Source organism: Aquicella siphonis (assembly GCF_902459485.1).
In the GTDB taxonomy this organism is placed as follows: Bacteria; Pseudomonadota; Gammaproteobacteria; order DSM-16500; family DSM-16500; genus Aquicella; species Aquicella siphonis.
In genome coordinates this window covers 1,903,241-1,915,890 of record NZ_LR699119.1, presented here as the reverse complement: position 1 = coordinate 1,915,890, position 12,650 = coordinate 1,903,241, and the positions used below count along the sequence as shown (strand labels likewise).

Annotated in this window: 9 protein-coding genes; 4 read left to right on the top strand and 5 right to left on the bottom strand. The window is 49.0% G+C overall.

The genetic code is table 11. The annotated features are described in order from the left end of the window. The first annotated feature begins 8 nt into the window (after positions 1-8). The 3 genes from metF to AQULUS_RS08890 all read left to right on the top strand — a co-directional run bounded on the left by metF (position 9) and on the right by AQULUS_RS08890 (position 3,346). Positions 9-896, top strand: coding sequence for a methylenetetrahydrofolate reductase [NAD(P)H] (gene metF, locus AQULUS_RS08900; RefSeq protein ID WP_148339813.1), 888 nt, complete (start codon positions 9-11; stop codon positions 894-896). 296 nt (positions 897-1,192) lie between these two features. Beyond that, complete coding sequence (locus tag AQULUS_RS08895) at positions 1,193-2,158, top strand: thiamine pyrophosphate-dependent dehydrogenase E1 component subunit alpha (RefSeq protein WP_148339812.1); 966 nt, start codon at positions 1,193-1,195, stop codon at positions 2,156-2,158. Between the two features lie 18 nt (positions 2,159-2,176). After that, entirely contained in the window at positions 2,177-3,346 is a 1,170-nt protein-coding gene (locus AQULUS_RS08890; RefSeq protein ID WP_148339811.1) for a glycosyltransferase family 2 protein, read from the top strand. Positions 3,347-3,374: 28 nt separating this feature from the next. On the opposite strand, the gene AQULUS_RS08885 is transcribed toward AQULUS_RS08890, so the two are convergent. The 3 genes from AQULUS_RS08885 to AQULUS_RS08875 all read right to left on the bottom strand — a co-directional run bounded on the left by AQULUS_RS08885 (position 3,375) and on the right by AQULUS_RS08875 (position 9,110). After that, positions 3,375-5,552: a spermidine synthase gene (locus AQULUS_RS08885; protein WP_148339810.1), complete on the bottom strand. Its 2,178-nt coding sequence runs from the start codon at positions 5,550-5,552 to the stop codon at positions 3,375-3,377. A 236-nt stretch (positions 5,553-5,788) separates the two neighbouring features. Further along, positions 5,789-6,991 (bottom strand): IS4 family transposase, encoded by a 1,203-nt coding sequence (locus AQULUS_RS08880; protein ID WP_148338104.1) that lies wholly within the window; start codon positions 6,989-6,991, stop codon positions 5,789-5,791. Between the two features lie 283 nt (positions 6,992-7,274). After that, positions 7,275-9,110 (bottom strand): hypothetical protein, encoded by a 1,836-nt coding sequence (locus AQULUS_RS08875; protein ID WP_148339809.1) that lies wholly within the window; start codon positions 9,108-9,110, stop codon positions 7,275-7,277. A 195-nt stretch (positions 9,111-9,305) separates the two neighbouring features. Between AQULUS_RS08875 and AQULUS_RS08870 the strand changes: the two genes are divergently transcribed. After that, positions 9,306-10,409, top strand: coding sequence for an alpha-ketoacid dehydrogenase subunit beta (locus AQULUS_RS08870; protein ID WP_197737309.1), 1,104 nt, complete (start codon positions 9,306-9,308; stop codon positions 10,407-10,409). A gap of 77 nt (positions 10,410-10,486) precedes the next feature. On the opposite strand, the gene AQULUS_RS08865 is transcribed toward AQULUS_RS08870, so the two are convergent. Beyond that, entirely contained in the window at positions 10,487-11,674 is a 1,188-nt protein-coding gene (locus AQULUS_RS08865; protein ID WP_148339808.1) for a hypothetical protein, read from the bottom strand. Between the two features lie 32 nt (positions 11,675-11,706). Beyond that, a complete protein-coding gene (locus AQULUS_RS08860) occupies positions 11,707-12,450 on the bottom strand; it encodes a phytanoyl-CoA dioxygenase family protein (protein ID WP_148339807.1) in 744 nt (247 codons plus the stop codon). Positions 12,451-12,650 lie beyond the last annotated feature (200 nt).

Sequence of the window (12,650 nt, the reverse complement as noted above, 5' to 3'; positions counted from 1 at the left end):
GGAGCAACATGAAAAATCAATCACCATTGGTCATCAGCTTTGAATTCTATCCACCCAAATCCCGGGAAGGCGCGGTGAATTTACAACAGTCAGCCTTGGCGCTGGATGCGATGACACCGGATTTTTTTTCTGTCACGTTCGGCGCGGGCGGTTCCACACGCGAGGGAACCATCGATATCGTTAAAACGCTTCAGGAAAAAACGCGCACAGCCGTCGCGCCGCACATTTCCTGCATCGGTTTTAACCGCGAAGGACTGGTCAGCGTTCTGCGTCAGTACAAATCGCTGGGGGTGAAGCGTATCGTCGCGCTGCGCGGCGACCTGCCGTCGGGGATGGGCTCCATTGGAGAGTTTAAATATGCGAGTGAACTGGTCAAATTGATACGCGAAGAAACAGGGGATTATTTTCACATCGAAGTCGCGGCTTACCCGGAATACCATCCACAGGCGAAACACGCGCTGTCAGATGTCTTGAATCTGAAGCGTAAAATCGAGGCCGGCGCTAACGGAGCGATCACGCAGTATTTCTTCAATCCTGACGCGTATTTTTATTTTCTGGAAGAGTGCGCGCGCGAACAGATTTTTATTCCCATCGTGCCAGGCATCATGCCCATCATGCACTTCTCCAAACTGATGCGCTTTTCCGAAACCTGCGGTGCGGAAATTCCGCGCTGGCTGTATAAACGGCTTGAGGCTTATGGCGATGATGTGGAATCCATTCGGCAGTATGGAATTGAAGTGGTGCATCATCTTTGTCAGCGGCTGATAGTGGGCGGCGCGCCGGGCTTGCATTTTTATACCCTGAATCATGCGGAACTTTCCCTGCAGATCCTGCAGCAGCTGGATATCAACAGCATGCGGATGAATGAGAAAGTTTATGAGGCGATAAAAAACTGAGGCGTTACTTCTTTTTGCACCGGCTTGTCATATTCCTTATTCCGTTCCTGCCGGGGAGCGGCGTTTCGAGGTGCGAGACGGTCCTTCGACCTCAGGACGAGCGGTCATGTTGACAGCGCCATTCGTGATGAGGGACGGCGCGCAGTGCTGCATTTAATCTTCGTTCGTGGTGAGGAGCGGCACGCAGTGCCGCGTCTCGAACCACAACGGCCCCTGACGAGGAGCTTTCTTAATAATTTGCTTGATATTAAGCCAATTTTTTAATAGATTCGCTAGACTCAAAATGGGATTATTCTATGCACACTCCAGAACTCGTTGCTCGTCTTTACAAGAAAATGTCTCTTATCCGCCGTTTCGAACTCAGGCTCGCGGAAATCTATCATACCGATGCGATCAAGAGCCCGGTCCATCTTTCTGTCGGGCAGGAATCCATTGCGGTGGGCATTTGTGACCCATTAGAAAAAAATGATATAGTGTCAAATACTTATAGATGCCATGCCACTTATATCGCCAAGGGCGGCGATTTGAATGAAATGATGGCGGAGTTGTATGGTAAAAGCACGGGCTGCGCGGGCGGCAAAGCCGGTTCCATGCATCTGGTTGACATGAAAAACGGCGTGTTGGGCGCATCGGCGGTCGTGGGGACCACGATTCCTGTCGCGACGGGTTATGCTCTCGCCATGCAGATGGAAGCGGAAAAAACCGGCCATCAGCGCATGACGGTATCAGTTTTCGGCGACGGCGGTACTGAAGAAGGCTGTTTCTATGAGTCCATTAATTTCGCCGCGCTGCGTAAGCTGCCTATCATTTATGTTTGTGAAAACAACCGTCTCGCTATTCATACGCCGATTGAAAAACGCTGGGCAACAGAAAAATTGTGCGAACGCGTGGCGACTTACGGCATAGAAACCCATAAACTGGATCACGCGGATGTCTTCACTGTGCGCGACACCATCGCCAGGGCGGCGGCGAAAATCCGCGCCCATCGCTGCGGACCGATTTTTATAGAATGTTCAACCTACCGCTGGCTGGAACACGTCGGGCCGCGGGACGATCACGAAGATAATTACCGTGATCTGGATGAATACCGCCGCTGGAAAGAGCATGATCAGATCGCAAGGCTTGCGAAGATGCTGGATGCGGAAACAGTAGCGCGGCTGGAAAATGAAATTACCGCGGAAATTCGCACAGCCGAAGAATTTGCCGAAAAAAGTCCTTATCCAGCGGATGAAGAATTGTATAAACACGTTTACGCAGTCTGAACCGGCAGGTGTGAAATAATGGGAAGCGAATTTGAGCTGACAATCTTGATGCCGTGCCTGAATGAAGCGGAAACCATTGTTCAATGCATTGAAAAAGCCAAATCGTTTTTAATCCGCGAAAATGTTCATGGTGAAATTCTCATTTCCGATAACGGCAGCACAGACGGGTCGCAGGCATTGGCGGAAAAACACGGCGCCAGTGTGATTCATGTTCCCGTGCGCGGTTATGGCGCGGCGCTGATCGCGGGCATACACGCGGCGAAAGGGAAATACATTATTATGGGTGACGCGGACGACAGTTATGATTTCATCAATCTGTCCCCGTTTCTGGAAAAATTGCGCAGCGGCTACGAGCTGGTGATGGGCAACCGCTTCAAGGGAGGCATCCAGCCCGGCGCGATGCCTTTTTTAAATAAATATCTCGGCAATCCGGTGTTGTCATTCATAGGCCGGCTGTTTTTCAACGTTCCTATAGGTGATTTTCACTGCGGATTACGCGGGTTTAACCGCGACTCCATGCGCCGCATTCAGCTCCAGGCGCCGGGCATGGAATTTGCCAGTGAAATGGTGATCAAATCCGCGCTGAAACAGTTAAAGACCACGGAAGTGCCCACCACACTGGCACCTGACGGCAGAAGCCGGCTGCCGCATTTAAGAAAATGGCGTGACGGCTGGCGGCATTTGCGCCTTATGTTAATGTTCAGTCCGCGCTGGCTGTTTTTATATCCCGGCATTTTCCTGGCGGCGCTAGGCTTGCTGCTGATCAGCATACTCAGTGTGACGCCCCTGAAAATCGGGCCTTACGCGCTGGATATTCACTCCCTGTTGTTCGCGGGCGCGTTTCTGGTGATAGGCTTGCAATCCATCTTTTTTTATATTGTGGGGCGAATCATAGGCAGCGCCAGCATGGGAATTCCGCTAAGAAAAAAAATGGATCGGCTGCTGGAGAAATTCACGCTGGAAAAAGGGATCATTCTGGGATTCATTCTCGCCCTGCTGGGAGTGGGGGGATCGCTGCTGTCGGTTTATTTGTGGATGAAAGCGCAATTCGGCAGCCTGGTGCCAGGTGAAATGATGCGTATCGCCATTCCTTCCGTGACATTGATGATAGTGGGTTCGCAAATCATCTTTGCTTCTTTTTTCCTGAATCTGGTCATGCAGAGCTACTCTGATCCTCAAAAACGCTGAAGGTGCCGGCGGCACTGCGGATCTGTTGTCATTTCAATGCTTGCAGAATATTTGAATAATCATCGGTCCAGGACAGCGGCGGCCGCGGCGCGTCCATTTTTTTCCAGTGCAGGTTTGCCATCCATTGCTGCAGACGCGCGTCGGGATAAGCCAGTATGACCCAGTCCGAAGGAGCCTGAAATGCGTCATCCGCAGGGGTGGAGTGATAGGAATAAGCCTGCAGATTTAACTCTTGCGCCAGTGTGGCCAGCACCGCGTACAGGTTAATGTGACGGCTGCTAATATTAAACATGACCAATCCATCCGGAGTAATCTTTTGCAAATAAAGAGAGATTGCTTCGCGTGTGAAAAGATGGGCAGGAATGGCGTCCGAGCTGAAGACATCAATGATGATCGCGTCGAAATAACGCGCGGGGGTTTTAGCCAGGTTTAAACGCGCGTCGCCCAAGGTAATTCCGCCTTGCGGAGGACAGTCTCTCAGGTAAGTAAACAAGGAAGGAGTCCGGGCGATCTGCACCACAACCGGATCGATTTCGTAAAAATATACTTGATCCCGGGCCCGGAACTGGCAGCTGATGCCGCCTGTGCCCAGTCCCGCAATGCCTATGCGCAGCGAAGGTTTTTCTTGCCCCAGCAGGCGGGCGATAGGTTGAACGGGTTGATAATACGTGGCGGCGCGGGTGAAGCGCGGCTGCAGATTGATTCTCTGGGCGCCGTGCAGGGTCGTACCGCTCATGAGAAAGTGTAAATTGAATTCGGGATTATTATATACCCTGGACACACCAAAGAAATTGCGCGATTGCCACAACAAGGTGTTGTGGCTGACTGCAGGCAGAAATTGGGCGTAAATAAACAGGACAGCCACGTTTGCCGCAAAGCGCAATGGACGCTGATCATGATCCAGAATCACCAGGACAACACTGATCATGACCAGTAAATCTATCCAGCGGGTAAACCCGAAACGGTCATATGCGGGATACAGGGAATAGTTTTTGACGATTAAAAAATAATTCAGGATTAGTATCATGCCAATTGCCAGCGGCATCCAATAATCGGACCGTCGCCACAAGGGTTGGCCTGTTCCGGCAGGACGCAGCAAGATGCACAAACAGAATGCCAGATGATATTCATAAATACCGTTAAAAATCTGCGGCGCCAGCAGTCCGTTGAACAAGCCGCCAAGAAATCCGCCTATGGACAGCCATAAGTAAAATTCAGTGAGATGGGATTTGTCTGGCCGCCTGGCTGACAATTCTCCCAGGCACACCATGCTGAGGGCAAAAAATCCGGACAAGTGGAACATGATCAGCAGCCAGGCGGGTAAGGTGAAGATTTCCCGGCTCAGACAAATCAGCGGAAAAATTAAAAATAACGCCTGCTCTTTGGTCATCCATGTGTGGCGAATCACGGGATGACGGGAAAAAGCGATGATGAAAGCGAGCAGGTAAATGGCGAGAGGCAGGACCCACAACAGAGGAACTGCCATGATATCCGTGGTGAGATACTGTGTGACAGCCATCAACAGGCTGGCGGGTGCAAAACTCAATAAGGTCCAGTGCATGCGCTGACGCCAGTGTACCCGGGTTTGCGGTGCTGCAGTCGCAGGCGTGCTGAAGGCAATTCCTTTGCACTGGATGGCGGAGAACAATAAGGCGGCTGTGAACACCATGTAAGTGGCAGACCAGAAACGGGATAAATGCTGCAAGCCGAATAGAGGTTCGAATAGAAAGGGAAATCCCAGCAAGGCCAGCAGACTGCCCAGGTTGCTGGCACTGTAAAGAAAATAGGGATCCCGCGCATGGGGATGTGAAGTTTTTGCAAACCAGGATTGGATCAGCGGAGCCGTCGTGCTGATGATAAAAAGCGGCAGCGCCAGTTTCGTGAGCAGCAGCCACAACACATCCAGGGCGGGATGGATGCCGGCGGGCGGTTGAATATCTTTCCAGAGTATAGGCAGCATGGAAAGACTGAGCGCACCGATAACAAAATGAAATAATCGCTGGCGTTGAAATGTGAAAAAACGCTCCGTAAGGTATACATAAAAATAACCCAGCAGTAACATGCCCTGGAAAAACACCATGCAGACATTCCATACCGAGGGAACGCCGCCGAACAAGGGCAATAAAGCCTTGGCAGCCAGCGGCTGAATCAGGAACAGCAAAAATGAGCTGAGTGTCACTGTAATGAGGCAGTATGCTAATACCATGGCGGGCCTGTGCATCGATTCCTTGATTTGGCGGTGACAGAAGTTACTTTACCGAATATTCCCGTATGTCTGTCATTCTCGCCCTCCTTGCCATTCCCGCGCAAGCGGGAATGACGAGATGAACAGCCCTTCGACAGGCTCAGGACAGGCCCTTCGAGACGGACACCGATGTGTCCTCCTCAGGACAGGCCCTTCGAGACGGCACTGCGTGCCTCCTCAGGGCCTGAACGCTCCCCTCAAAATTGCCGTTCCATTATATTGAGGTCTGAGGGGATAATGATATTTTTAATTGCATTCTCTATTTCTGAGGTTTTAATTTGGAAATATGTCGACTTCAGGATGATTGCCCCTAAGTAAGATAATGACAATGTTCGTTTTTTAGAGGTGTTGGATTGGCATTTTAAATGCCATTTTTTTTGTTCCGCCATCACCCCTACCGACCACACAATGAAATTTACAATGGCAGCGATTAGCATGAGTGCGTTTAATCGCCGAACACTTCTGGTTAATGTGTTTTTAAAGCTAAAACCATATTTGTTATTTTTCATGTCCCGGAAAGATTCTTCAATTTGCATCCTAAAGGAATATAATCGAACAATCTGCTCAGGATTAAAGCTGTTTTTAGGTAGTGAGCTTGCCAACACCCAGGGTTCTTTTTGGCCTTTAGCAAACGCCTTGCTATAACTTCCCCGCTTAATAGCCCCCTTTTTTGTTTTCATTTTCCTGCCTTTGATCTTTTTCCTTATGCTATACAAATCACATATAATTGCTTTGTTATGACTCTTTTTGCATAAGAAAACAGTTCCATGATGTGTAGGCTTTAAAGTGGCTATTTTGTGTAGGGACTTACAAGGGAAACTTTTTCCATCGGCGGTAGTATAATGCTTATCTTGACGAATTCTGCCAATAAAATCCCACTTTTGCTTCTTTACCAAATGGAACCATTTATTATGAAACCCAGCATCACTAATAAGGATGACATGTCCTTTCTCTTCAGGTAAAACCTCATTCAATTTCTCTAAAAATATCTCATATATCTGACTTAACGTCCCGTTCCTATAAGCCATTTCAAATAAAGTAAATCCTCGGCCATCAAGTGCAAGCGATGCCCTTATGAGTTGAAATTCACTATCCGCAGTTAAACAACTAGTATCAACAAGAATGGGGCACCACCCTGTTTTAGGCACAACTTTTTCCGCTAACGCTTTATAGAAACAACCTCTATGTTCTTCTAGGGTTGGATTGGAAACTAACCGGTCAACACGTTTGATAGCGTGCTTGTCCGGTGTTTTGCTAGCAATTGCCCTACCTAACGCTGTCACACTTAACTTTTTTGCTTTAAGCAAACCATCACAGGTGATGGTTAACGTATCTAGTACTTTTTTATGCAAGAATGAAGATTCTTGCATAAATTTATGTAATAATTTTTTCCCTTGCATAGTGAGGTTTCCATATTCTTGGTCGAATTTGGATTTTAACTTCACTATGCAATTTTTCTACTCTTTGTTTTTATGGTTTTTATGAGAAATTTTGAGGGGAGCGTTCAGCCTCAGGGCGAACGGGTTGAGTGTTTTCCGTCCGTGGTGAGGAGCCGCGTCAGCGGCGTATTTGATTCCCGTTCGTGGTGAGGAGCCGCGTCAGCGGCGTCTCGAACCATGAACTCTGGTTCTGGATTTCCGTTTTACCGTACACTTCTGCGCGCAAGCGGGAATCCAGCGATCACTAGGCCGTAAAATTAAACCTGCTCAACTTATACCAGCGCGCGATGGTGCAATACATGGAATTGATCCAGAACAAAAACAATACCAAAAGCAGACCGTCAACGGAGAAGCGGTATCTCTCTAGCTCCGATCCCGCGATGAGAATATGCAGTCCCATCACATAAATACAAACCCAGGCGATAAACGTGAGGAGTAATTGCATGCGTGCTTCCGCATCGTCAAACTTCCGGAACAACAGATTTGCCATCGTCAGCGCCAGCGCGGGCAGCATGAATAACAGGGTCCAGAACAGTGACGGCAGTAAAAATCGGCTGTACAAGTGAGTGAAAAGATGGGAACCAAACAAGAGGGGAGATAACAGCAGGAACAGGCCGGCAAAGTGAATCAGGGAGAACAGATTTCTTTTGCGTACGCCGGCGGCAAACAAGAGCGCGTAAGTCAGTGAACATAGAATACCCATGAGGATCACGGGCCTGAAAACAGTGTCGAAGCGCGCTCCCGGCGCATTGACCTTGAAAATGTCCAGATCAAACAGGCGGCTGCCAAACCATTCCGGATAATTTCTTTCATTGTTGGCGATCAAGAATTCATGCAGCTGTGTTGATCTGAATAATCGTGAAATGGAATTTAACAAGACCTTTCTGCCGTAATACTCCGGGTGATGCGTGAGATAAGACTGACTGTCGCGAATGATCTGGTTTGCCACGATGAAGCCTGACAACGTGTTTGGAATGACGTTTTGTCCAAAAGACACGATATCTTCCCGGAGTATCAGCGGCGAATTGAAACGGGGGTTTTGAGACAGTAATCTGGTGCGCTCTGGCTGCGCGAAATCCCGCAGCAGCCGGGCGTCGCAATTTTCGCGAGTATAAGCAGTGCCATGGTAAATAATGGCGCCGGATTCCAATGCCCGGCTGTAACACAATGCGATGGGATTGATATGCCCGGCATCAATCTCGTCCAGCAGGGATTCCCGGTCCAGAAATTCAAAACTGATGGTTTTGATATTCAGTGCGAGCGAATTGATGCTGTTTTGAAATGTCCCGAAGATCACATAGTTTTTGACATTGGGCAGGATGGTGATCAGAAAGGGAATGACCGCCGCCGCGAAAATGATTTTCCACCTGGATTTGATGCCTGAGGCAAGCAAGACAATGGTCGGAATAAAAAATAGAAGGGGGTGAAAGGAATTTCGGTACATCACCAATATCGTCAATGTGAAGATGAACCATAAAAGATTCAGGCGATTAAAGCGGTAAACCAGATTCGCGAAACAATAAGTCAGTATGCAGACCAGACACAGGGTGGGAAAGTCATACCAGCCGCTGGTGAAGGCACGGTAAAAACCGGCGTTGAAAACAAAGGCGGAAAGCGCGAATCCACTGAGCATGTTCGGGACGCGGAATATATCATGCAGCAGTTTGTACAATGAAATGAGCGCGAGAAATCCCAGCAGATAATGCAAGACCATGAAACCGGCAAAGCCATCGCTGGCGGGATCGGTTTTGAGCAAAAGCCAGGTGATGACGGTGTAAAACGGATTTTGGGAAAAGAGATACAAGAGCGTTTCAGTAAATTGTGTATCCAGTGCATGCAAATCGAAGGGATGGTGATTCATGTTTGAGGGCGGTGACCAGACGACGCCGTGGTTTTTCAGCACCCAGAAAGAAAAAAACCAGAAGGAAGACAAATAGAAAAACAGGATGACGAGAAACGCTTTGTCTCTGAAGGGAGAAAAAAAATGACTGAATGGTTGTGCCTTGACTGCCGCGGGCTTGGGTTCTTCCTGCGTTGAGGTTTCGGATACATCTAGGGGCGCTGCGGCGGATTGAGTCATAAGGGTTCTTAAAAATCATTAAAATTCATACGCTTGCAAATCAGGCCTCTTCGGACGGCAGCGTATTTTACTTGATATTGGGTGTGGTTTGCTATATTTTTAGCCGTTAGAAAAATTGTGAACGACAGTGCATAAATTGATGTCAATGATTCCTAAGGCATCTGCCTTTATTTTCTGCTGAGGAGCCCGATTAACATGCTGACGCAAGCCGACAAAATGACCACCCACACCGCACCAGAGCAAGAGGGTGTACGTTTAATCCGATATGTCGACGCGCTGCGAGAAGCTTTTGAACAAGAGATGGAAAGAGATCCTCGTGTATTCCTGTTTGGACTGGATGTGGATGACCACAAGGGGATACAAGGTTCTACCCTGGGCTTGCAAGAGCGGTTTGGCAAAGACCGGGTGTTTTGCACGCCGCTTTCCGAAGATGCGATGACAGGCGTTGCCATAGGCGCCGCGATGGCGGGCCTGCGCCCGATCCATGTGCATATCCGTATGGATTTCATGCTGTTGTGCATGAACCAGCTGGTGAACATGGCGGCCAAGGCACATTACATGTACAACGGTCAGGTTCAGGTTCCGCTGGTCGTACGCACCATGATAGGGCGCTCCTGGGGACAGGGCGGCCAGCATTCCCAGGCTTTGCATTCCCTGTTCATGCACATTCCCGGGCTGAAAGTCGTGGCGCCTTCCAATGCCAATGACGCCAAAGGATGCATGATTGCCGCTATCCGCGACAATAATCCGGTCATATTCATTGAGCATCGTCTGCTGTATGCGGTGGACGGTTATGTACCCTATAAATCTTTCGAAGTGCCTTTAGGCAAGGCGCGTGTGCTGCAGGAAGGCGAGGATGTGACTATCGTGGCAGTGTCGCATATGGTCATGGAAGCACTGCGTGCCAGAAAACACCTGGAAACAGTGGGCATCAAAGCGGAAATTATTGACCCCATTTCCTTGTGGCCGCTGGATATGGATACCATCATGCAATCCGTGCGCAAGACCGGAAAACTGCTGGTGGTGGATAACGCCTGGCTGACATGCGGCGCGAGCAGTGAAATCCTCACACAAGTCTATGAAACCTGCCGCAGGACTGGTGAAAACCTGCCGGAACTGGCGCGCATGGGATTTGCCTTCACCACTTGCCCCACCACCAAACCGCTGGAAAACGTTTTCTATCCCAACAGCCGCACCATTTCCGCGCAAGCGTATGAAATGGTGAAAGGCAAGGGCAACCGCTGGGAACCGCCGGCGGATGCCAGAACCGAAATTGATGCTTTCAAGGGACCGTTCTGATTTTCAACCTGCTTTCTTCCTCTCTCTTTCATTCAGCATGAAGAGAGAGGAAGAGTTAATCCTGGAAACGATTTGCATTACTTCAAGTTTTGCGCGGCTTTTATTCTTTTGTGGGTTTTTCCCATCAGCCAGATGATCAGGTAAATGGTAAGCAGGCTGATTAACCGCACGATCGTGGAATGAGTGTCTGAGATTAATAACAGGTTTGCAATCAGCAGGAAGGTGAGTGTCAGGGGGCTGAACGTCACCGATACCGGCATGTTGAAAAACTTCTTGAGAGCGCCATACATTTTGCTCAGCGTGTAACGGGCCATTAACCGCATGCCATAAACGATTTTGCCGCGTATGAGGCATTTCACGGTTTCCCGCATGCCAATGTCATTACTGCAGACCACAGTGGAAGGATAGCGGGCTGTTTCTTTAATTGTGACGACGTGCGCGCCTTTTTCACACGATTGAATGAAGAAGCGGATTTTTTTTGCATGAGCCATATAGCGGCTGCGCATTTGCTTGGATAAGGCGATCAGCCACAAGCGGCGGATATTTTGCGTGCGGCTATACATTTTTTCCGGCGGAATCAGCAGGCCTGCTTCAATGCCGCCCAGCTCGATATCAAAAATCGGAATGTCACGGAATATATTATCCAGGCCCAGATAATAGGAAACAGCCTGATGAAATAAATCCGGACTGTGGCAGTCACCCCAAAGACCGCAGAGATCCATCCATTTCTTGGTCATGAAAGGAAAGTTATCCGGTGAACCCAATACTTCATGGAACTGATAAAAGTTGCGCAGGCGGTTGTCGGACAGCTTGAGCCGGAAAATATTGTCCTGGTAAAAACCTATGTATTTTTGCAAGATCTTGTCCCAGCCGGGAGTAACGAAGCGCACTTCATCGGAAGGGTTCCACATGAAATACACTTTTTCATGCGTCATGTGAAACATGGCGTTGTAAAATTCCCAGGTGCTCCACGGGCCGTCTTTGCGGGGACCTATCAATGCCTTGATCCGGTCTGTGCCGTAAGTGTCGGCGAGCTGTTTCACGCATTCAATCATGCGCGCATCTTCAGTGTCGATCTTGACTATGATTTCGTAAGCATTTTTATTCGTGACAGTAGAATGAACATTTTCCACCAGCTGCGTGAATTGGTCAGGCCGGTTAGAGGCGAGATGTATGGAGACTAGCGGATAGCGTTCATCGTATACATACGCTTCATTCTTGACAGTGATAGTGTTCCAGACTTTGGGGGTTGAGTCAGTGGACATGATATTTACCTACCTTGATTGACGATAATCCTTTAGTCTGCCAGCGGGACTTCTTCGCGCTTTGCGTAAAACCCGGCGCGGAATTTTTCACCGGATTTGATGTATGTGTTTAACAGCACATGCCGCCATTCACTGGTCTGGTTGGGATTGGAACCATGTACCAGATGGCCGTGAATGAATAACACGGCGCCTTTGGGTATTGCCACGTTATAGGCTGAATAATGCGGCGGGACAACGGTTTCTTCATTGTTTGCGTTGGGGTCTTGCGCGCTGTCGCTTCCCAGGTTTAATTTTCTCACGGGCAGGGCGCCTTCCTTGTGGCTTTCGGGATAAATGATCAAGCCGCCTTTTTCATAATAGGTATCGGTCAACGCGGCCCAGGCGGAAGCAAACACGCCGTATTCCGCTTCCACATAAAAGTTGTCCTGGTGCAGTGAAAATCCGCGTGTGCCGGGCTTGCAGTAAAAAAATTCACTTTGCAGTCCTGCCGCCTGTCCGCCCACCATGGCGGAAATGATTTCGACTATCAGCGGTTTTTTCATGGCTTTGATATACAAAGGGTTTTGCCTATGCGGCATCATGCAGGGCCGGAAAATATCGTTTTTAGCATCTTCCAGTTCGTGGCCGGCCTTAATGAGGTCGGCGCATTCTTCATCTGAATAAACAGCGGGTTCAATGTGATAACCCAGCTCAAAGTAATCATCCAGGGCTTTCTGAGGATCGGATAAAAATGAATATCTAGAAGTATCAAATACTTGCATATTTCGTTCAATCATCTCTGCTTCTCCGGGCGACCTTGCTTGTGTGGGTTAGTCTTGTCTGTGATGCTTACGCCGCAAACTGGTGCAATTCTATACTAAACTTCACGCTAATTGCACTCTTGATTTCATGCCTGGATGGTGATGGAAGGGATTGTTTTTTGGAGATTCGTTAGAGCGGGTTTGCCCTCGCGTCAGCAAGTTCCATAATGTGTGAA

What these genes read in the sequence shown, in the direction of transcription:
- metF (WP_148339813.1), top strand. Translation starts at nt 9, where the DNA reads ATGAAAAATCAATCACCATTGGTCATCAGCTTTGAATTCTATCCACCC.
- AQULUS_RS08895 (WP_148339812.1), top strand. Translation starts at nt 1,193, where the DNA reads ATGCACACTCCAGAACTCGTTGCTCGTCTTTACAAGAAAATGTCTCTT.
- AQULUS_RS08890 (WP_148339811.1), top strand. Translation starts at nt 2,177, where the DNA reads ATGGGAAGCGAATTTGAGCTGACAATCTTGATGCCGTGCCTGAATGAA.
- AQULUS_RS08885 (WP_148339810.1), bottom strand. Translation starts at nt 5,552, where the DNA reads ATGGTATTAGCATACTGCCTCATTACAGTGACACTCAGCTCATTTTTG.
- AQULUS_RS08880 (WP_148338104.1), bottom strand. Translation starts at nt 6,991, where the DNA reads ATGCAAGGGAAAAAATTATTACATAAATTTATGCAAGAATCTTCATTC.
- AQULUS_RS08875 (WP_148339809.1), bottom strand. Translation starts at nt 9,110, where the DNA reads ATGACTCAATCCGCCGCAGCGCCCCTAGATGTATCCGAAACCTCAACG.
- AQULUS_RS08870 (WP_197737309.1), top strand. Translation starts at nt 9,306, where the DNA reads ATGCTGACGCAAGCCGACAAAATGACCACCCACACCGCACCAGAGCAA.
- AQULUS_RS08865 (WP_148339808.1), bottom strand. Translation starts at nt 11,674, where the DNA reads ATGTCCACTGACTCAACCCCCAAAGTCTGGAACACTATCACTGTCAAG.
- AQULUS_RS08860 (WP_148339807.1), bottom strand. Translation starts at nt 12,450, where the DNA reads ATGATTGAACGAAATATGCAAGTATTTGATACTTCTAGATATTCATTT.